The sequence below is a fragment of the Streptomyces sp. NPDC032472 genome (assembly GCF_040636955.1).
Taxonomy (GTDB): Bacteria; Actinomycetota; Actinomycetes; order Streptomycetales; family Streptomycetaceae; genus Streptomyces.
This window is the reverse complement of sequence record NZ_JBEZVK010000006.1, coordinates 149,402-168,984: the sequence shown is the minus strand read 5'-3', so window position 1 is coordinate 168,984 and position 19,583 is coordinate 149,402. Positions and strand designations below refer to the sequence as shown.

General features: G+C 71.5%; 17 protein-coding genes. 5 read left to right on the top strand and 12 right to left on the bottom strand.

Annotated elements, in window-relative coordinates:
• Positions 1-14 precede the first annotated feature (14 nt).
• The 4 genes from AB0F11_RS05930 to AB0F11_RS05915 form a co-directional block, all read right to left on the bottom strand.
• Positions 15-674, bottom strand: coding sequence for an O-methyltransferase (locus AB0F11_RS05930; protein ID WP_362168852.1), 660 nt, complete (start codon positions 672-674; stop codon positions 15-17).
• Positions 671-1,510 carry an HAD family hydrolase gene (locus AB0F11_RS05925; protein WP_362168850.1) on the bottom strand — a complete coding sequence of 280 codons (840 nt, stop codon included), beginning with the start codon at positions 1,508-1,510 and terminating at the stop codon, positions 671-673. Before AB0F11_RS05925 ends, AB0F11_RS05930 begins: the two co-directional genes overlap by 4 nt.
• The gene (locus AB0F11_RS05920) at positions 1,507-4,062 is read right to left on the bottom strand and encodes a phosphoribosyltransferase (RefSeq protein ID WP_362168915.1); all 2,556 of its coding nucleotides are present in this window, start codon (positions 4,060-4,062) and stop codon (positions 1,507-1,509) included. The genes AB0F11_RS05925 and AB0F11_RS05920 overlap by 4 nt, the downstream gene beginning before the upstream one ends.
• An 86-nt stretch (positions 4,063-4,148) precedes the next feature.
• The gene (locus AB0F11_RS05915) at positions 4,149-5,336 is read right to left on the bottom strand and encodes an HpcH/HpaI aldolase/citrate lyase family protein (RefSeq protein WP_362168848.1); all 1,188 of its coding nucleotides are present in this window, start codon (positions 5,334-5,336) and stop codon (positions 4,149-4,151) included.
• A 194-nt stretch (positions 5,337-5,530) separates the two neighbouring features.
• On the opposite strand from AB0F11_RS05915, the gene AB0F11_RS05910 reads away from it, so the two are divergent.
• A complete protein-coding gene (locus AB0F11_RS05910) occupies positions 5,531-6,331 on the top strand; it encodes a TerD family protein (RefSeq protein ID WP_362168846.1) in 801 nt (266 codons plus the stop codon).
• A 73-nt stretch (positions 6,332-6,404) separates the two neighbouring features.
• Here AB0F11_RS05910 and AB0F11_RS05905 read toward each other — a convergent pair whose 3' ends face one another.
• The 6 genes from AB0F11_RS05905 to AB0F11_RS05880 form a co-directional block, all read right to left on the bottom strand.
• On the bottom strand, positions 6,405-7,154 hold the full coding sequence (locus AB0F11_RS05905; RefSeq protein WP_362168844.1) for a Tellurium resistance: 750 nt from the start codon (positions 7,152-7,154) through the stop codon (positions 6,405-6,407).
• A 165-nt stretch (positions 7,155-7,319) separates the two neighbouring features.
• A complete protein-coding gene (locus AB0F11_RS05900) occupies positions 7,320-8,435 on the bottom strand; it encodes a DUF475 domain-containing protein (RefSeq protein ID WP_362168842.1) in 1,116 nt (371 codons plus the stop codon).
• Between the two features lie 25 nt (positions 8,436-8,460).
• Positions 8,461-9,036, bottom strand: a complete 576-nt coding sequence (locus AB0F11_RS05895; RefSeq protein WP_361905019.1) for a TerD family protein — start codon at positions 9,034-9,036, stop codon at positions 8,461-8,463.
• Positions 9,037-9,202: 166 nt separating this feature from the next.
• A complete protein-coding gene (locus AB0F11_RS05890) occupies positions 9,203-9,778 on the bottom strand; it encodes a TerD family protein (protein ID WP_361905021.1) in 576 nt (191 codons plus the stop codon).
• 167 nt (positions 9,779-9,945) lie between these two features.
• The gene (locus AB0F11_RS05885; protein WP_362168840.1) at positions 9,946-10,404 is read right to left on the bottom strand and encodes a peroxiredoxin; all 459 of its coding nucleotides are present in this window, start codon (positions 10,402-10,404) and stop codon (positions 9,946-9,948) included.
• A 129-nt stretch (positions 10,405-10,533) separates the two neighbouring features.
• The gene (locus tag AB0F11_RS05880) at positions 10,534-10,962 is read right to left on the bottom strand and encodes a DUF3052 domain-containing protein (RefSeq protein WP_362168838.1); all 429 of its coding nucleotides are present in this window, start codon (positions 10,960-10,962) and stop codon (positions 10,534-10,536) included.
• Positions 10,963-11,399: 437 nt separating this feature from the next.
• Here AB0F11_RS05880 and aceE point away from each other — a divergent pair, with 437 nt between their 5' ends.
• Together aceE and AB0F11_RS05870 are read left to right on the top strand one after the other, a co-directional pair.
• Complete coding sequence (aceE, locus tag AB0F11_RS05875) at positions 11,400-14,132, top strand: pyruvate dehydrogenase (acetyl-transferring), homodimeric type (protein WP_362168836.1); 2,733 nt, start codon at positions 11,400-11,402, stop codon at positions 14,130-14,132.
• Between the two features lie 141 nt (positions 14,133-14,273).
• Complete coding sequence (locus tag AB0F11_RS05870) at positions 14,274-15,098, top strand: potassium channel family protein (protein ID WP_362168834.1); 825 nt, start codon at positions 14,274-14,276, stop codon at positions 15,096-15,098.
• Here AB0F11_RS05870 and AB0F11_RS05865 read toward each other — a convergent pair.
• The gene (locus AB0F11_RS05865; protein WP_362168913.1) at positions 15,079-15,411 is read right to left on the bottom strand and encodes a peptidase inhibitor family I36 protein; all 333 of its coding nucleotides are present in this window, start codon (positions 15,409-15,411) and stop codon (positions 15,079-15,081) included. The genes AB0F11_RS05870 and AB0F11_RS05865 overlap by 20 nt on opposite strands.
• 363 nt (positions 15,412-15,774) lie before the next feature.
• Positions 15,775-17,391 (bottom strand): MFS transporter, encoded by a 1,617-nt coding sequence (locus tag AB0F11_RS05860; protein ID WP_362168832.1) that lies wholly within the window; start codon positions 17,389-17,391, stop codon positions 15,775-15,777.
• A gap of 137 nt (positions 17,392-17,528) precedes the next feature.
• Here AB0F11_RS05860 and AB0F11_RS05855 point away from each other — a divergent pair, with 137 nt between their 5' ends.
• Together AB0F11_RS05855 and AB0F11_RS05850 are read left to right on the top strand one after the other, a co-directional pair.
• Positions 17,529-18,173 (top strand): TetR family transcriptional regulator, encoded by a 645-nt coding sequence (locus tag AB0F11_RS05855; RefSeq protein ID WP_362168830.1) that lies wholly within the window; start codon positions 17,529-17,531, stop codon positions 18,171-18,173.
• A gap of 263 nt (positions 18,174-18,436) precedes the next feature.
• On the top strand, positions 18,437-19,576 hold the full coding sequence (locus AB0F11_RS05850; RefSeq protein ID WP_362168911.1) for an alpha/beta hydrolase: 1,140 nt from the start codon (positions 18,437-18,439) through the stop codon (positions 19,574-19,576).
• Positions 19,577-19,583: the final 7 nt, after the last annotated feature.

The window sequence follows — 19,583 nt, the reverse complement described above, 5'->3', positions numbered from 1 at the left end:
CGGGCGACCGGCCGTCAGCGCTTGCGCGACAGCGTCAGCCCGTCGGAGATCGCCAGGAGCACGGATTCCATCCGCGGATCCGCCGCGACGTGGTCGTTGTACGCGCGCACGCCGGCCGCGGCGCCCGTCGCGGCCTCGTCCAGGACCCGGCCGTGGAACAGCGTGTTGTCCGTGACGATCAGCCCGCCCGGGCGCATCCGCGGAACCAGCTCCTCCCAGTAGGCGATCTGGCTCTCCTTGTCGGCGTCCACGTACGCCATGTCGATGTGCGGCTCCTGCGGCATCGCGCGCAGCGTCTCCAGCGCCGGCGCGATCCTCAGGTCGATCCGGTCGGCGACGCCGGCCGCCGCCCAGGCCTCCCGCCCGTACGCGGTCCACTCCTCCGAGATGTCGCAGGCGATCAGCACCCCGTCCGCGGGGAGCGCCTGCGCCATCGAGAGGGTCGAGAAGCCGGTGAAGGTGCCGACCTCCACGATGTGGCGGGCACCCGTCAGCCGCACCAGGAAGGCGAGCAGCGGGCCCTGCTCCTCCGCGGACTGCATCCCCGCCACATCGGGGAACTTCGCGTACGTCGTCTCCACCAGCCCCTGCTGGACCGCGTCGAGCGGGGGGTTGTGGTCGAGCATGTAGCGGTAGAGCTCGTCAGTGATCTTGGTCGAGTTTCCCTTGGTCATACCCCAAGTGTGCCCAGTCCAGGGCCAGTCCGGGCCGTCCGGGCGAACGCCCGCACGATTTCCTCGCCCGCCAGGACGCCCTTTTCGGCCAGGGCCGTGACCGACGGCGCGTGCCAGCCCGCATCGGCCAGTTCCCCGTGCCCGGGCCGCCACGCCGCGTCCGCCGCCAGCAGCAGGTCGGCGTCGAGCAGGGAGTCCCCGGCCGCGAGGGTCGTGCTCGCGCCGGTGCGGCGGGCCACCTCTCGCATGGCCGCGCTCTTCGTCAGCGGCCGCGGCACCGCGTAGATCTTGCGGCCCTGGAGCGAGACGGTCCAGCCGCGGGCCTCGGCCCAGGCCGTCAGGGCCTTGAGCCATTCCTGCGGCACCTGCTCCCGCTCCACGACCAGGTACGCGAAGAGGTCCTCCGCCACGCGCGCCTTGCGCAGCCAGGCCGGGTCGGCCGTGGCCAGCAGGTGCCCGTGCACCTCCTCCAGCGGGGCGCACTCCTCGGCGAGCCGCGCCGCTACCTGCCGCCGCCAGTCCCGGTCCGGGACCCCGTCCACCAGCAGCTGCCCGCCGTTGGCGCAGATCGCGTACGGCGCCGGGCGGCCGGGGAAGCGGATGCGCTGGTACTGCTTGCGGGTCCGGGTCGTCGTGGGCACGAACACCACCGTCGGGTCGGCGGCCAGTTCGGCGAGGAGCGCCGCCGCCGTCTCCGTCATGTACGACAGCGGCCTGCTCTCGTGGACCTCGACGCACAGCAGCCGCGGGGCCTCCGCGTCCGGCATGGTCAGGCCGAGGGCCGCCGTCGAGTAGATGAGGGTGCGGTCGAGATCACTGGCTACCAGGACAGTCACTTGGAGGCCACAGCCTTTCCGTCGGCGCCGGTCGCGCCGCGCGTGAAGCGGGGGTGGATGAGTCCTACGCAGGTGTACGGCAGGCCGTCGACCTCCTCGACCGGCACGCCGCGCTGCTCGGCGAGCAGCCGTACGTGGTCCAGGTCGGGCCCGGCGCCGCGCTGCGCCAGGATCTTCCAGGGCACGCGGCGCAGCAGGACGCGCGTCGTCTCGCCGACGCCGGGCTTGACCAGGTTCACGTCGTGGATGCCGTACTCCTCGCTGATCCGCTCGACGGCCGCCCAGCCCTCCCAGGTCGGCCTGCGGTCGGCCGCGAGCAGCTCCTTGACCTCGGCGTCGACGGCGTCGGCCACCTCGTCGAAGCAGGCCGCGACGGTATCCACGAAGTCGGCCGAGACATCGGCCCCGGCGAGCTCGCGGTAGAACTTCGCGCCGTGGAAGTCGGCGGGCCCGACCAGGTCGGACCTGAGCACCGTACGCGATATCAGGCCGGAAACGGTGGAGTTGAGACAGGCCGAGGGGATCAGGAAGTCCTCGCGGGTGCCGTACGTGGCCACGCACGAGCCGGGGTCGGCGAGGACGACGATGTCCGGGTCGAAGGCGGGCCCGCCCTCCTGCTCCTGATGGGCCTTCAGCGCGGCGGCCAGCTCCCGCGTGATGGCGCCCTTGCCCGTCCAGCCGTCGACGAAGACCACGTCGGCCGGGTCGTGGTGGGCGGCCAGCCAGCGCAGCGCGTTGGCGTCGATGCCGCGGCCGCGCACGATGGAGACGGCGTAGTGCGGCAGGTCCAGGCCGTGGCGGGCCTTCGCCCAGCGGCGCATCAGCACGCCCACGGGGGTGCCGGCGCGGGCCAGGGAGACCAGGACCGGGGACGGGGTCCGCTCGGCGAGGACGGTCTCGGTGACCGTGCCGACCGCGCGGGCGATCCGGGCGGCGGAGGTGGCGAGCGCGCTGCGGTAGAGCTCCTGGTAGCGCTCGGACGGCTGGTACTCCACGGGCAGCGACTCGGCGTAGTGCGCGCCCCCCGCCTGGATGGCCTCCTCGCGCTCTTCGGTCGGGGCCTCCAGGGCCACGCCGGAGAGGTCCTGCAGGAGCCAGCCGACGTCCTCGGCGGCGTACGAGGAGAAGGCGGGGCCGCGCAGCGGCTCGGGCATGGTCGGCTCCTGCCGGTCGGAAGAGGCGTCGCGGCGGGCGCCGGGGCGGTCCGCGCGCGGGGTGTACGAGGGCACGACCGCGAGGACGACCCGGCCGGCGTGCGGGGCGAGACGGGCGAGGAGTCCGTCGGGGGCGTGCAGTTCGGCCGTGTCCCCGTGGGAGTCGACCACGGCGACGACGGTGTCGAACCCGGCCCCGGCGACGTTGTACGCGTACCGGTCGCCCGGACCGTCGGCGGGGGCGTCGTGCGCGGGGAAGACGAGCCGGGTGCGGATCGCGTAGCCGGGGTCGTCGACGGCGAGGACGGGCGAGCGGGTGGTGGTGGAGAAGCGGACCTCGGCGGCCGCCCCGGACTCCTCCAGGGCCAGCGCGAGGCGCAGCGGCGCGTACATCAGCTCCTCGTTGCCGAGAACGAGAACCCGCCCGACCCGCCCGGGCGCCTCGCCCAGCGCGTCGGCGAGCTGCCGGGCCAGCGCGGGCAGGGCGGCCTCGAGCCGGGCGCGGTGGGCGGGGGTGAACCCGTGCCGGCCGCCGTCGGGGACCCCGGCGGGCCAGTCCAGTGCGACCCGCCGGACGGCGGCCGGGCCGCCGGCGGCGCGCGCGCCGGGCACGCGCGGGGCCGCAGCCGCAGCGGTGCCATCGCGCGCGTACGCGTCCGCTTCTGCGCCCGCCGTTTCGTACTCCTCGACCAGCGCCCGCCCCTTGGCCAGGACGCCCTCGGGCAGGTGCACCGTCCCGGAGGCGACGGCGAGCAGGTCGACGCGCGCGCCGATCTCCTCGGCGAAGGCGGAGAGCCGCTCGCGGTCGGCCGCGGAGCGCATGTCGACGAGGGCGACGACCACGTAGTGCGTGCGCGGGTGGCGGGCGTGCAGGTCGCGGATGGTGTTCAGGACGGTGTTGCCGGTGGAGAACTCGTCGTCGACGAGGACCAGCGGCCCGCTGCCCGCCAGCAGCTTCGGGTCCTCGGGCAGCAGCAGGTGCGAGGTGGCGTGCGAGTGGGACTCCTCGAAGCCGCCGGCCGCCTCCACGCCCGGCACGGGCCGGCGCGTGGAGTGCAGGTAGGGCGCCGCGCCCAGCCCGTCGGCCACGCAGTGGCCCAGGCCCGTCGCGGTCTCGGCGTACCCGAGGACCACCGCGGAGGCCGGGTCCTCGCCGGCCGCGTCGAGCAGGGCGCGGACCCGCTCCCCGAGCCCGTACCCGGCGGCGTGGACCGCCCGCGGGGACTGCGGGACGTGTTTGCCGAGGACCTGGGACACCAGCAGGTGGGCCCGCTTGGGATTGCGCCGCAGGGCGAGGCCCAGCAGCTCGTCCAGCCGTGGCGCCCCGGGGGCGCCGGCTCCTTCCAGGCGTACGCCCAGCCGGTCCGCGACCCAGGTTCCCGACCACACCGCGTCGATCGTCTTGCCTTTCTCCGTAGTCGAGCCGGTCGAACCAGCCGAGCCGGCCGAACCGGCCGAGGGGTACGAGGTGTCCGAGGGCCCGCTCACACCTGGAGCCCGGCCGTGAGCAGGTCGACGAAGCCGACCTCCTCCCTCGCAACGCCGAAGACCTCGGCGCGCAGCATGGTGCGCTCGGCCCAGGCCCGGTGGGGCTTCACCTCGTTCATCTTGTTCGTGTAGGCGGACCGCATGACTCCGCCGCCGCCCCGCTCGGGGCGCAGGATGTCCTGGGCGTCGCTGAACTCCTCGTGGGAGACCACCGACAGGGCGTGCACGGGGGTGGTGTGCGAGGGGTGGATGCAGGTCTTGCCGAGGAGCCCGTTGGCCCGGTCGAGTTCGATCTCGCGCAGCAGGCCGTCCAGGTCGTGCTCGATGAGCGCGGTGCGCAGTTCCTCGACGCCTTCCTGGAGGAAGGGGCTGCGGCGCAGCTGCGGCTTGAACAGGCGCTGCTGGTGGCGGAAGTACTCCCACACCGGTCCGGTGACGGTGAAGCCGGTGCCGTCGGCGCGGCTGAGCACGTTCACCACGTCGGCGATGACCCCGGCGACGATCTGGATGTCGTACGCGGTCATGTCGGGCGTGCGGCGCAGGCCGTACACGGAGCAGAAGTCGGTCACGCCGAGCCGGAGGGCCAGGACCCGCTGGCGGTGGCGGTCCACGGTGCGGGCGATCCCGGCGAGGGCCGCGGCCCGGGTCTCCAGGTGCAGGAGGTCGGGCGTCTCCAGGACGGGCATCGCGTACAGCCGGGGCAGCCCGCTGCGCTCCTCGGTCTCGGCGAGGGCGTCGAGGAAGCCGGTGCCGCGACTCTCCGTGAACTTCGGCAGTACGAATCCGGCCAGTCTGCGCACCGAGCTGCCGAGGCGCCGCACGAGGTCGGGTATCTGCTCGGGCGTGCGGACGCGGACGAAGAGCAGCGGGAGCTCCTCGCCGGCCCCTGCGCCCTGAGCGGCGTCCGCGTCGAGCTCGGCGAACTGCCGGACGAGGTTTTCCTCCGCTCCTGCGACATCGCCGTCGCTGATGGAATCCTCCAGGCAAAGGACCATGGAGACGACGCCGCGGCGGGCCTGCTTGCGGATGTCGGCGGCGAGCGCGGGGCGGGTGGCGGGGCTGTAGAGGGTGGCCCCGAGGGCGGCGGCGAGCATGCGGGAGGGGGAGGCGGCGGTGAACTCGGCCGGCTCCTGGTGGAAGAGGTCCTGGCGGACCGAGGGCGATATGTGCCCGAAATGACGCATGCGCTTCCCCCGTACTGCCTCGGCGGCCCAACTGGCGTGGCCGGTAATAGTACGTACGAACCTGAGTCAAGAGTTCCTCAAGCACATGAAGTTCAGGTAACCCTCTTGCACAATGCCGACGTCCCGGGTCCCGGACAAGGCCCTGCGGGGGGCCGCGTTGTTCCCCGCCGCACCGAAAGGGCAGGATGACGGGCATGACGCACGCGATGCAGAAGGGCTCGAACATCCCGGTGACCTCGGTGGCGGTCCGGGCGGTGCTGCGCTGGACCGGCGGCCCCGAGGTTCCCGACGTCGACGCCTCGGCGCTGCTGGTGGGCCCGGACGGCCGGGTGCGCTCCGACGAGGACTTCGTCTTCTACAACCAGCCCCGGCACCCCTCGGGGTCCGTGTGGCGGCTCGGCAAGAAGCAGATCGGCGAGGCTGTCACCGACGCCGTGCAGGCGGACCTGCGGGCGGTGCCCGCGGTGGTGGACCGGATCCTGGTCGTCGCCTCCGCCGAGGACGTGCCGTTCGAGCAGGTCCGCGACCTGCGGATCCTGCTGTACGACGCCACGGCGGCCGGCGCCTCCGAACCCGTGGCCTACTTCGACGTGCGGCCCGAGACCGGCGCCGAGACGGCCCTGATCTGCGGCGAGCTCTACCGCCGGGGCGAGGGGTGGAAGTTCCGCGCGCTGGGCGAGGGCTACTCCGACGGCCTGGTGGGGCTGGCCACCGACCACGGGATCTCCGTGGACGAGAACGCCTCCGAGGCCGCCTCCGACGGCGCGTCCGCGAGCGCGTCCGCCGCCGGGCCCACTTCCGAGCAGACGGCCGCGATGCACCCGCCCACGCCGCCGGTGCCGCGGCAGCCGCCGACGCCGCAGACCCAGGCCCCGCCGGCCGCCCCGCCGGCGTACGGCTACCCGCAGCCGGTCTCCCCGGCGCCCGTGCCGGCGCCGGGCGGCGACCCGGCGTTCCGGCTGCCGGTGCAGGGCCCGCAGTTCGTCCGCCGCTGACGGCGCCGAGCCCGCTGACGGCACTGCCGCCGCAGCGGCCGCAGCCACCGCGGGGCCGCCCACGGCCCCGCGGTCAGGCCTTGGTGGTCTTGTAGCCCCGCCCCCACTGCAGGCCCCACCCGTACAGCCGGTCCAGCTCAGACTGGAACCCGTACACGAACTTCACCTCGCGCCGCACGATCAGCTCGCCCTTGGCGTGCTCCAGGGACACCACCGCGCAGGAGCGGGCCTGCGGGTGCCGCTCCTCCAACGGGATCTCGATCCGCGGCCCGGTGATCGGGTACAGCGTGACCATGGCGTGGGTGCGGTCGAAGGCAGGGGTCTGGTCGTAGATGTAGACGAAGACCAGCAGCCGTTTGATCTCCTCGGCGTGGTCGAGGTTGACGAAGACCGTCTCCCCCGACGGCGCCCCGAAGCGGTCGTCGCCGCTGAGCTTCACGTACGGCGGGTTGTTGATGTCGCCGAGCAGGTTGCCGAGCGGCTGGACGACGCCGCGGGTGCCGTCGGCGAGCTCGTAGAGGCAGCCGATGTCGAGGTCGACGTTGACCATGCCCTGGGTGTGGGCCTGGACCATCTCGGGCTTGAACAGCTGGAACGGGTGCCGCAGGAGCCGGCTGCCGTGGCCGCTGCCGTCGCCGATGTCCGAGGTGCGCATCCGCCAGGACAGGTTGACCCGCAGGTTGCCGTGGACGGCGCCCTGTTTGGTCAGCGACACCGTCGGGCGCCGCTTGGTGAGTTCGATCGCGTCCGAGGCGTTGCCCGTGTCGAACTGCAGGGCGCGGCTGCCGCGGATGCCGTCGAAGAACCCGTCGAAGAATCCCATCCCTTGTCCCCCTGTTTCCCTGTGCCGCGGGACGGCCCTTCCCGCGGCTCCCCTGTGTGTGCCTTCATGGCTGCGTGGTGCGCCCGCTGACGCGGACGGGGCGGCCCGCAGGGTCCGTGGACCCGCCGGCCGCCCCGCTTGGAGCGTTCCGCATCAGCGCTGCGGTCATGCCTCCGCGGCGGCGCCCTCCAGGGCCAGGCGCTTGTTGCGGCGCACCGAGGACCAGAAGGACCAGGCGATCAGGACGACGCCGATGAGGCCGGTGATGATCTCGTTGATCTCGTACTGGATGGTGACCAGGAGGAGCACGGCGAGGGCGCCGATCGCGTAGTGCGCGCCGTGCTCCAGGTACACGTAGTCGTCGAGGGTGCCCTGGCGGACCAGGTAGACCGTGAGCGACCGGACGTACATGGCGCCGATGCCGAGGCCGAGGGCCATCAGCACGATGTCGTTGGTGATGGCGAAGGCGCCGATGACGCCGTCGAAGGAGAAGGAGGCGTCGAGGACCTCCAGGTAGAGGAACATGAAGAAGGCGGCCTTGCCGGCCAGCGCCACGACCGAGACCTGCTTGCCGCTGCGCTTGGCCTCCTCCTCGGCCTCGTGCTCGGCTTCCTCCTCTTCCTCCAGCTTGTTCTCGAAGAAGCCGGAGAGCCCGCCGACGATCATGTACGTGACCAGGCCGGCGATGCCGGAGACCAGGACGGTCTGCGCCTTGTCGACATGTACACCGCCGTGCTGGTGGGCGTGGACGGCGAAGGTCATCGAGGTGATCAGCAGGACGATCAGCGCGATGCACGCCGACAGCATGTCGATCTTGCCGAGCTTGGCCAGCGGACGCTCCAGCCAGGCCAGCCACTTGATGTCGCGGTCCTCGAAGATGAAGTCAAGGAAGATCATCAGCAGGAACATGCCGCCGAAGGCGGCAATGGACGGGTGGGCGTCCGTGACCAGCTGCTGGTACCTCTCCTTGTCGGTCATCGCCAGGTTGACGGCCTCGATCGGGCCGATCTTGGCGCTGATCGCGACGATGACGACGGGGAAGACCAGGCGCATGCCGAAGACGGCGATGAGCACGCCGACCGTGAGGAAGATCTTCTGCCAGAAGGCATTCATCTTCTTCAGGATCCCGGCGTTGACCACCGCATTGTCGAACGACAGCGAAATTTCAAGGATGGAGAGGATGGCCACGATCCCGAAAGCGGGCGCCCCCCCGTACAACACCGCAGCGGCGAGGCCGAGCGCAGTGACTGCGAACGACCAGCCGAAGGTTTTCAGAACCACTGGCACCCCATCGTCTTGTACGGCTTTACGAAACGTTGACCCCGAAGTCTAGAGCGATGCCCCTCAGGCCCGACGCGTACCCCTGTCCCACAGCACGGAACTTCCATTCCCCGCCGTACCGGTAGACCTCACCGAAGATCATCGCGGTCTCGGTGGAGGCGTCCTCGGTGAGGTCGTAGCGGGCCAGCTCCTGGCCGTCCGTCTCGTTGACGACGCGGATGAACGCGTTCGTGACCTGCCCGAACGTCTGGCGGCGGGCGTCCGCCTCGTGGATGGAGACCGGGAAGACGATCTTGTCCACCTCCGCCGGCACCTTGGTCAGGTCGACGATGATCGACTCGTCGTCGCCCTCACCCTCGCCGGTGAGGTTGTCACCCGTGTGTTCGACGGAGCCCTCGGGGCTCTTGAGGTTGTTGTAGAAGACGAAGTACTGGTCTCCCAGGACCCGGCCCTCGCGGCACAGCAGGGCGCTGGCGTCGAGGTCGAAGTCGGCCCCCGTGGTCGAACGCGCATCCCAGCCGAGACCGACCAGGACCCGGGTGAGGTTCGGTGCGGCCTTGGACAGGGAGACGTTGCCCCCCTTGGCGAGTGTGACGCCCATGTTGAAGTCCTCCCCGGACGACGTGGTGGTCGCGGCGCGCCCGTGGGTGTGCGGGCGGGCCGGCGGTGAAGCGGGTGGAGCGTTGGCCAAGCGCGTCCGGCGCCGTACACACGGGGTGTGCACGGCGCCGGACGGGCGAACAGCGGGCAGGCTCAGGCGTTGACGCTCAGACGTTGACGCCGAAGTCCTGGGCGATACCGCGCAGGCCGGAGGCGTACCCCTGGCCGATGGCGCGGAACTTCCACTCCGCGCCGTTGCGGTACAGCTCGCCGAAGACCATGGCCGTCTCGGTCGAGGCGTCCTCGGAGAGGTCGTAGCGGGCGAGCTCGGTGTTGTCGGCCTGGTTCACGACGCGGATGTACGCGTTGCGGACCTGGCCGAAGCTCTGCTGGCGGCTCTCGGCCTCGTAGATCGAGACCGGGAAGACGATCTTGGCGACATCGGCCGGGACGGCGGCCAGGTTCACCTTGATCGCCTCGTCGTCGCCCTCGCCCTCGCCGGTGAGGTTGTCACCGGTGTGCTCGACCGAGCCGTCCGGGCTCTTCAGGTTGTTGAAGAACACGAAGTTCGAGTCGTTGGCGACCTTGCCCTGGTCGTTGGTCAGGATCGCGCTGGCGTCGAGGTCGAAGTCGACACCGGTGGTGGTGCGGGCATCCCAGCCCAGACCGACGAGCACGGCCGTCAGGTTCGGTGCGGCCTTGGTCAGCGAGACGTTGCCGCCCTTGCTGAGGCTGACTCCCACGGGTCCTCCAATGGGTTCATGCGGGGCGGTGGCCCCTGTCGTGCGGTGGGGCCCCCGGCGCCGGCCGGGGGAGCTACCGGATCAACGTGTCGATCCTAGTGACGGGTTCCCGTCGGCACGAGGTTTCACGCCGAACCGGCCGACGGGTGCCGATGCGGGCCAGCGGCTCAGAGGCTGTCGAGCGCCTTGATGTACTCGTTCAGGTCACGCGCGTCGGGCAGCCCGTTGACGACGGTCCAGCGCACGATGCCGTCCTTGTCGATGATGAAGGTGCCGCGGACCGCGCAGCCCTTCTCCTCGTCGAAGACGCCGTACGCACGCGAGGTCTCGCCGTGCGGCCAGAAGTCGGACAGCAGCGGGTAGTCGAGGTTCTCCTGCTCGGCGAAGACGCGCAGGGTCGGCACGGAGTCGTTGGAGACGGCGAGCAGCTGGACGTCGTCGTTCTGGAAGCGCGGCAGGTGGTCGCGCAGCTCGCACAGCTCGCCGGTGCACACGCCGGTGAAGGCGAACGGGTAGAAGAGCAGCACGACGGCCTTCTCCCCGCGGAAGTCGGAGAGCCGCACGGTGGCGCCGTGGTTGTCCTTGAGCTCGAAGTCCGGGGCCTTGGTGCCGACCTCGATCGCCATCTGTCGCATCCCTTCGTTCCCGCAGCCCTCCGCTGGGCTGATCGGGTGAGACCAGCCTAGGCCGGGAACGCACACACCCCGCCGACGGGGGTCGGCGGGGCGTGTCTCCGCTTGGCTGCGGGGCGCGGTTCAGCGCTTGGACTTGGCGACCTTGGGGGTCACCAGCTTGCTGGCGGCCCACTCCTTGCCGACGCTGACGGGCCTCGTCTGCGACAGACCGGCGGTCTCGGCGGCCTCGCTGATGTCGCTGGCCTCGACGTAGCCCGGGCGGCCCGTCTTCGGGGTCAGCAGCAGGATCAGCGCGGCGTCCTCGAGCAGCTCGGTGGCGTCGACGAGGGCGTCGGTCAGATCGCCGTCCTCGTTGCGGAACCACAGCAGCACCGCGTCGGCCACGTCGTCGTAGTCCTCGTCGACGAGGTCGTTGCCGATCAGTTCCTCGATCTCCTCGCGGAACTCCTGATCGACGTCGTCGTCGTAGCCGATCTCCTGGACCACCTGTTCGGACTGGAAACCCAGCCGGGCGGCCAGGCTCTCCGCGTGGTCCGCGGTCGCGCTCACGGGGTGCCTCCTGCTCATGTTCGGTGAATGTCTTCGGCAGCGCGCGTACGCGCAGCATTGGGCGTAGTCCACACGGGCGCGGCGGATCGCGCAAGTACCCGGCCGCGGAGACCGTCGAAACGGTGACGATTGCGGCCGTCTCGCCGCAACTTTCAGCCTTCCCGCATGTCTCTATCGTGATTCATCCCACACCATTCCAGCTCATTCGGCATCGCTTCGGCACTTTCACACCCGTTTGAGAGGCGAACGAACTTACGAACGCGGTGATCATCCGGGGCGTAGGGTTGAGCAGTGTCCGGACCAGTCGCCGACGGCATCGTGAATCGCCGCCGACTCCAGGGATTACCCAGTGGTAGAGATGACGATTGGGACCGAGCGTAAGACCATGGGAGGCGGCGAAACCCGAGGCACGACTCCCCTGACAGCGAAGGAACAGCGTGGCTTCCGCATCCGATCGCAATCCGATCATCATTGGCGGCCTGCCGAGCCAGGTCCCGGACTTCGATCCGGAGGAGACGAAGGAGTGGCTCGACTCCCTGGACGCCGCCGTGGACGAGCGCGGCCGTGAACGCGCCCGCTACCTGATGCTGCGCCTGATCGAGCGGGCCCGCGAGCGGCGCGTGGCCGTGCCCGAGATGCGCAGCACCGACTACGTCAACACGATCGCCACCAAGGACGAGCCGTTCTTCCCCGGCAACGAGGAGATCGAGCGCAAGGTCCTCAACGCCACCCGCTGGAACGCGGCCGTGATGGTCTCGCGCGCCCAGCGCCCGGGGATCGGCGTCGGCGGCCACATCGCCACGTTCGCCTCCTCCGCCTCGCTCTACGACGTGGGCTTCAACCACTTCTTCCGGGGCAAGGACGAGGGCGACGGCGGCGACCAGATCTTCTTCCAGGGCCACGCCTCGCCCGGTGTCTACGCCCGCGCCTACCTGCTGGACCGGCTCTCCGAGCAGCAGCTCGACGCCTTCCGCCAGGAGAAGTCGAAGGCCCCGTACGGCCTGTCCAGCTATCCGCACCCGCGGCTGATGCCGGACTTCTGGGAGTTCCCGACGGTCTCGATGGGCCTCGGCCCGATCGGGGCGATCTACCAGGCCCGGATGAACCGGTACATGGAGGCGCGCGGGATCGCGGACACCTCCAAGTCACACGTGTGGGCGTACCTCGGCGACGGCGAGATGGACGAGCCGGAGTCGCTGGGCCAGCTGTCGCTCGCCGCCCGCGAGGGCCTGGACAACCTGACCTTCGTCGTCAACTGCAACCTGCAGCGGCTCGACGGCCCGGTGCGCGGCAACGGGAAGATCATCCAGGAGCTGGAGTCGATCTTCCGGGGCGCCGGCTGGAACGTCATCAAGCTGATCTGGGACCGCTCCTGGGACCCGCTGCTGGCCCAGGACCGCGACGGCATCCTGGTCAACAAGATGAACTCGACGCCGGACGGCCAGTTCCAGACGTACGCCACGGAGACCGGCGCCTACATCCGCGAGCACTTCTTCGGCGACGACCAGCGGCTGCGCGCCATGGTCGAGGGCATGACCGACGACCAGATCCTGCACCTGGGCCGCGGCGGCCACGACCACAAGAAGATCTACGCGGCCTACGCGGCGGCGCGCGCCCACAAGGGCCAGCCGACGGTGATCCTGGCCAAGACGATCAAGGGCTGGACCCTCGGCCCGAACTTCGAGGGCCGCAACGCCACGCACCAGATGAAGAAGCTGACGGTCGACGACCTCAAGCGCTTCCGCGACCGCCTGCACATCCCGATCACGGACGCCCAGCTGGAGAGCGGCGCCCCGCCGTACTACCACCCGGGCCGCAACTCGCCCGAGATCCAGTACATGCACGACCAGCGCAAGTCGCTGGGCGGCTACGTGCCCACCCGCGTGGTGCGCGCGAGGCCCCTGGAGCTGCCGGACGACAAGGCGTACGCGGCGGCCAAGAAGGGCTCGGGCCACCAGGCGATCGCCACGACCATGGCGTTCGTCCGCATCCTGAAGGACCTGATGCGGGACAAGGAGATCGGCAAGCGGTTCGTGCTGATCGCCCCGGACGAGTACCGCACCTTCGGCATGGACGCGTTCTTCCCGAGCGCCAAGATCTACAACCCGCTGGGCCAGCAGTACGAGGCGGTCGACCGCGACCTGCTGCTGGCGTACAAGGAGTCGCCGACCGGTCAGATGCTGCACGACGGCATCTCGGAGGCGGGCTGCACGGCCTCGCTGATCGCCGCGGGCTCGGCGTACGCCACGCACGGCGAGCCGCTGATCCCGGTGTACGTCTTCTACTCGATGTTCGGATTCCAGCGCACGGGTGACCAGTTCTGGCAGATGGCCGACCAGCTGGCGCGCGGTTTCGTCCTGGGTGCGACCGCGGGCCGGACCACCCTGACGGGTGAGGGCCTTCAGCACGCCGACGGTCACTCGCAGCTGCTGGCGGCGACGAACCCGGGCTGCGTGGCGTACGACCCGGCCTACGGCTACGAGATCGCGCACATCGTCCAGGACGGCCTGCGCCGGATGTACGGCCCGGATGCCGAGGACGTCTTCTACTACCTGACCGTCTACAACGAGCCGATCCAGCACCCGGCGGAGCCGGCCAACGTGGACGTGGACGGCATCCTCAAGGGCATCCACCGGGTGGCCACGGGCACCTCCGGCGCGGTGCCGGCGCAGATCCTGGCCTCGGGCGTGGCGGTGCCGTGGGCGCTGGAGGCCCAGCGGATCCTGGCGGAGGAGTGGAACGTCAAGGCGGACGTCTGGTCGGCGACCTCCTGGAACGAGCTGCGCCGCGAGGCCGTCGAGGTGGAGGAGCACAACCTGCTCCACCCGGAGGAGGAGCAGCGCGTGCCGTACGTGACGCGCAAGCTCTCGGCGTCGGAGGGTCCGTTCGTCGCGGTGTCGGACTGGATGCGGGCCGTCCCGGACCAGATCTCCCGCTGGGTGCCCGGTGCGTACACCTCGCTGGGCGCGGACGGCTTCGGCTTCGCGGACACCCGCGGCGCGGCCCGGCGCTTCTTCCACATCGACGCCCAGTCGGTGGTGCTGGCGGTCCTGACCGAGCTGGCCAAGGAGGGCAAGATCGACCGCTCCGCGCTGAAGCAGGCGGTGGACCGCTACCGCCTGCTGGACGTGTCGGCGGCAGACCCGGGCGCAGCGGGCGGCGACGCGTAGCACGGCCGGGACGGAACGCAACGAAGCGGCGGGCCGGGGTGCGCAGTGCGCCCCGGCCCGCCGCCGTTGCCCCGGCCGCTGCCGCCCTGCGCGGGTCCGTTCCGGGGCCTTGGGCTTTACCTGTTCCTTACGATGCTCCGTATGAAGCATCCCTCCCGCCAGCTGCGGTGGGAGCGGCGGAGCCAGACCCCGCTGCTCGTACTCGCCATCGCGTTCGCCGTCGCGTACGCCGTCCCGATCGTCGCGCCCGATGCGGACGCGCGGGTGCACCGGGCGTGCACGCTCACCGAGTGGGTGGTGTGGGGGGCCTTCGCCGCCGACTATCTGATGCGGCTGGGCCTGTCGACCGCCAAGCGGGCCTTCGTACGGACGCACTGGCTGGACCTGGCGGCCGTGCTGCTGCCGATGATCCAGCCGCTGCGGCTGCTGCGGCTGGTGGCCACCCTGCTGCTGGTGGGCCGGCGGGCCCGGATGGCCCCGCAGATCCGGCTGACCACGTACGTGGCGGGCGCCGTGGTCGGACTGCTGATGTTCGGCTCGCTGGCGGTGCTGAGCGTGGAGCGGGACGCCCCCGACGGCAACATCAAGAACCTGGGCGATGCGGTCTGGTGGAGCTTCACCACCATGACCACCGTCGGCTACGGCGACCACTCCCCCACCACCGGGCTCGGCCGGGTGCTCGCGGTGGGGCTGATGCTGTCGGGCATCGCCCTGCTGGGTGTGGTCACCGCCAACATCGCCGCCTGGTTCATCTCCCGTTTCGAGCGCGACGACCAGGTGGAGCGCGCCCAGACCGCCGCCATCGCCGAGCTGGCCGCGGAGGTACGGGCCCTGCGCGCCGAGGTCGCCCGGCTGGGCGGGACCGCCCCGGGCACGGGGGCCGAGGTGTCGGCCCGGCTTCCCGAGGCGGCCCCGGCGGCGGCTCCGGCGGCCGCGCCCGCCGCGGTTACCGCTCCCAGACCTTGAAGGCCCGGATCAGGTAGGGCGACTCGGGCAGTTGCACGCCGTCGCCCGGATAGGTCTGGAACTCTCCCGTCTCGGCGCACACGGCCGACTGGTAGGTCGTCACCGGTCGGCCGGTGCGGTTGATGAGGGACTGGGCACTGGTGCCCTCGGGCAGTGCGGTGCAGCTGTTGATGTCGAGGGTGCTGAGCTCGCGCGTGGTGCGGGTGCCCTTGAACTCCGGCTTCGCCCACAGGCACAGCTGCCCGGTGGCGCAGGGCACCGCCCTCTTCGGCGGCGGGCCCGCGGCGTGTGCGGTGCCTGCCGTACCCGGGATCAGGGCCGCGAGCGCCAGGACGGCGACGGCCAGGACCGTGCTGCGCCCGGTGCCGGCGCCGCGGACCGCGGCAGCGGTCCGGGCGCCGGTGGTGGATCGCAGGCCGGCGGTGGATCGGGTGCCGGTGGCGGATCGGGTACCGGTGGCGCGTCGGAACGCGGCTCGTGCGGGGGAACTCGTACGCATGACGGGTCAACTCCTGGTGGACGGTTGCGCCCCGGACGGTTTCCGAAAGCGCCTCGGCACCACGCTGACCTGCAAGGACGGCTCGGCGGAAGGGGGTGGGAGCGGGTCCACCCTGATAGGCGACAGCCCCGCCGGAACCGTCCGGCGGGGCTGGGCGAGGAGCGCTGTTGACGCGTCTCAGACGTGAGCCGCGCCCGCCCCGGCGGCGGCGTTCTCCCCGCGCCGGGTGAAGCAGGCCACGACCGCGGCCAGTACGGCGACCACGCCGGCAGCGGTGAAAGCCGTGCTCATCCCGGACACGAAGGTGTCGTGCGCGACCCCGGTGATCGCCTCGGCGAGCTTCGGCGGAGCCCCCGGCGGGACCGGGGCGATGCCGACCTGGACCCCCTTTTCGGCGAGGGCCTGCTGCTCGGGCGTGAGCGGCGGGAGCTGCGCGGCCCGCCAGTTGTCCCCGAACGAGTCACCCACGGTGCGCGCCATGACCGCGCCGAGGACGGCGGTGCCGAGGCTGCCGCCCACCTGCATGGCGGCCTGCTGGAGGCCGCCGGCGACCCCGGAGAGCTCCAGCGGGGCATTGCCGACGATGACCTCGGTGGCGCCGACCATGACGGGGGCCAGGCCCAGGCCGAGCAGGGCGAACCACAGCGACATCTCGAGGGTGGAGGTGCCCGGGGTCAGCCCGGACATCCCGAAGCAGGCGACGGCGGTGGCGGCCATGCCGGCGACCAGCGGGATGCGCGGGCCGGCGGCGGTGATGGCGGCGCCGGCCAGCGGGGAGCCGACGATCATCATCCCGGTCAGCGGCAGCAGGTGCAGGCCGCTGTCGACGGGGCTCATGCCGTGCACGTTCTGGAGGTAGAAGGTCACGAAGAACAGCCCGCCCATGAACGCGAACGCCATCAGCACCATGAGCACCGTGCCCGCCGACAGCGGCAGGGAGCGGAACATCCCCAGCGGGATCAGCGGCTCGGCGGCCCGGGACTCCCAGACGGCGAAGAGCACGAAGCAGACCAGGGAGACGGCCAGGAACAGCAGGGTGCGCCCGTCGCCCCAGCCCCACTCCGAGGCCTTGATCAGCGCCCAGACCAGCGAGAACATCGCGGCCGACAGCAGCACGACGCCCGGGACGTCGAAGGAGCGCGGCGCGTTCTCGGCGCGGTGGTCGAGCAGGATGACCAGGCCCAGCGCCAGCGCGAGGATGCCGACGGGCACGTTGATGAAGAAGACGGACTGCCAGCTGACGTGCTCCACGAGCAGGCCGCCGACGATGGGCCCGGCCGCGGTCGAGGCGCCGATGACCATGCCCCAGATCCCGATGGCCATGTTGAGCTTCTCGGCGGGGAAGGTGGCGCGCAGCAGGCCCAGTGCGGCGGGCATCAGCAGCGCGCCGAACAGCCCCTGCGCCACGCGGAAGCCGATGACGAGCTCGACGCCGGTGGAGAGGCCGATCGCGGCGGAGGCGGCGGCGAATCCGACGATGCCGATCAGGAAGGTCTGGCGGTGGCCGAAGCGGTCGCCGAGCTTTCCGGCGGTGATGAGGGAGACGGCGAGGGCCAGCAGGTAGCCGTTGGTGATCCACTGGACGTCGGCGAGCGAGGCGCCGAGGTCCTGCTGGATCGCGGGATTGGCGACGGCGACGATCGTGCCGTCGAGGGTGACCATCATGACGCCGACCGCGACTCCCAGGAGCGTCAGCCACGGGTGGCCGCGCAGCCCGGACCGGGCCGGCGCCGGCCCCGGTCGCCCGACGGGAGTCCGGTCGTCCTTTTCGTGGGCGGTGATCTGATGAGTCATGCAAACAGGCTAATGACAGCGACTGACACTTCACAGACGGCTCAGCAGGACGGTGGCTGTCAGGTCGGTCACAGGTACCCTGACCGCTTACTCAGCGTCAGATGGCGCCCTCCCGCCCAGAAAGGACTCGCGCGGTGATGACCGACGAGCGCCCCGCGCCGGCGCCCGGACTACGCGAACGCAAGAAGCGGCGCACCCGGGACGCGCTGCTGCGCGCCGCCCTCCTCCTCTTCGTCGCGCAGGGGTACGAGCGCACCACCGTCGACGAGATCACCGAGGCGGTGGACGTCTCCCAGCGCACCTTCTTCCGGTACTTCGCCAACAAGGAGGAGGTCGCCTTCGCCGCCCAGGACCTGGTCGAATCGCACTTCCTCGCCGCCCTGCGCTCCCGTCCGCCCTCCGAGGGCCCGCTCGCCGCGCTGCGGGGGGCGGTGCGCGTCGCCTGGGACACCGTCGAGGAAGCCCTGTCGGACGTGGTGCCGGTCGACCTCTACATGCGCACCTACCGGCTGATCGAGTCGACGCCCGCGCTGCTCGCCGTCCACCTGCGCCGCTCCACGGAGTTGGAGGAGCAGATCGCCCGGCTGCTCGCGGAACGGGAGGGGTTGGACGTGGACGCCGACCCGCGCCCGCGCGTGGCCGTCGCCGCGTTCTCCGGTGTCATGCGGGTCACGGGGCGGCTGTGGGGACAGGGCGAGGATGCCAGCGTCGACGCGATCCGGGACATGACCGAGGCCTACCTCGACCAGATCGGCCCGGCACTGGCCGCGGACTGGCGCTGACCCCGGAGACACAACGCGCCTGTGGCGTGCACCACATGAACAGGATGAACCGCACGAACAGCGTGAACCGTGTGATTCACATGAATCGCGCGAATCACGTGAAAGGGGTCACTCGTGAGCCCGGTCACCCCCCGTACCGGGCCCCGTTGCCGTCTCCTAGGCTGGACCCAGTGAACCTGCCCGGCCTCGCCCACCCCCCTGCCGGCGCCGACCCGCGCCCCGCCGCCCTGCGCACCCTGCTCGCGCTCGCGGTCGTCTTCATCATGCTGGCGACCACCGGCTGGACCGCCGTCCACCGCCCCGACGCCGGAACCTCCCTGCGGGCCGCGGCCCTCGCCGCCTGGTCCACGGCCCGGATCGACGGCCGGCCCGTCCCGCCCGCCGACGCCCCCGCGCGCACGGTCGCCCGGTTCTTCGCCGACCTCGACGCCACGGGCCGGGCCAGGCTCGCCGAGACCCACCCCTTCGTCGTCGGCAACCTCGCCGGGGCGCCCGCCGCCCTGCGCTACCGGGCCAACCTGCGCGCCCTGGAGCAGGCCGAGCAGGTGGAGGAGGCCCGCAGCCGCGACGTCAGCCTGACCCCGGCCGACCGCACCACGGCCGGCCGGCGCGCCCACCGCTTCGCCTCCCTCGCCACGCCGGGCCGGCAGATCCTCGTCTTCGACCCCACCGGCGGCGGCCTCGTCGCCGAGGTCTTCGGCGACCTCGACCGTGCGAGCCGGGTCTCGGTGATCGTCCCGGGCGTCGACACCGACGCGCTCACCTTCGAGCGCAGCCAGCGGCGCCTGACCGCCCCCGTCGGCATGGCGCAGTCCCTGTACGAGGCCGAACGCGCGGCCGCACCGGACAGCCGGACCGCGGTCATCGCCTGGGCCGGCTACGTCGCGCCGACCGGTGTCGGCATGGACGCGGCCACCGGCCGGATGGCCGTCGACGGCGCGGTGCGCCTGCAGGCGCTCACGGCGACCCTGCCCGGAGACGCCGGCGTGGCGCTGTTCTGCCACAGCTACGGCTCGGTGGTGTGCGGGGTCGCCGCGCACGGCCTGCCGGCCCGCGTGACGGACGTGGTGGTGGCGGGCAGCCCCGGCATGCGTGCGGATTCGGTCGCCGAACTGGGCACCTCTGCGCGGGTGTGGGCCACGCGGGACTCCGGGGACTGGATCGCGGACGTGCCGCACCTGGAGGTCGGCGGGCTGGGCCACGGTGCCGACCCGGTCTCGCCCGGGTTCGGCGCGCGGCTGCTCTCGTCGGCCGGGGCCAGGCTGCACACCGGCTATTTCGAGCCAGGCACCGGATCCCTGGACAACTTCGCCAAAATCGGAACCGGCACGTTCGGTTCCGTGGTCTGCGCGACCGGCGACGATGCCTGCCGCCGCGGAATTTCCGGGACAGACACGGACTGACACGTGT

Bases quoted from the DNA above. Each gene is read 5' to 3' on its own strand.
- AB0F11_RS05855 (WP_362168830.1), top strand. From the start codon at position 17,529: ATGACCGACGAGCGCCCCGCGCCGGCGCCCGGACTACGCGAACGCAAG.
- AB0F11_RS05905 (WP_362168844.1), bottom strand. From the start codon at position 7,154: ATGGGATTCTTCGACGGGTTCTTCGACGGCATCCGCGGCAGCCGCGCC.
- AB0F11_RS05860 (WP_362168832.1), bottom strand. From the start codon at position 17,391: ATGACTCATCAGATCACCGCCCACGAAAAGGACGACCGGACTCCCGTC.
- AB0F11_RS05895 (WP_361905019.1), bottom strand. From the start codon at position 9,036: ATGGGCGTCACACTCGCCAAGGGGGGCAACGTCTCCCTGTCCAAGGCC.
- AB0F11_RS05910 (WP_362168846.1), top strand. From the start codon at position 5,531: ATGACGCACGCGATGCAGAAGGGCTCGAACATCCCGGTGACCTCGGTG.
- AB0F11_RS05915 (WP_362168848.1), bottom strand. From the start codon at position 5,336: ATGCGTCATTTCGGGCACATATCGCCCTCGGTCCGCCAGGACCTCTTC.
- AB0F11_RS05885 (WP_362168840.1), bottom strand. From the start codon at position 10,404: ATGGCGATCGAGGTCGGCACCAAGGCCCCGGACTTCGAGCTCAAGGAC.
- AB0F11_RS05870 (WP_362168834.1), top strand. From the start codon at position 14,274: ATGAAGCATCCCTCCCGCCAGCTGCGGTGGGAGCGGCGGAGCCAGACC.
- AB0F11_RS05850 (WP_362168911.1), top strand. From the start codon at position 18,437: ATGCTGGCGACCACCGGCTGGACCGCCGTCCACCGCCCCGACGCCGGA.
- AB0F11_RS05930 (WP_362168852.1), bottom strand. From the start codon at position 674: ATGACCAAGGGAAACTCGACCAAGATCACTGACGAGCTCTACCGCTAC.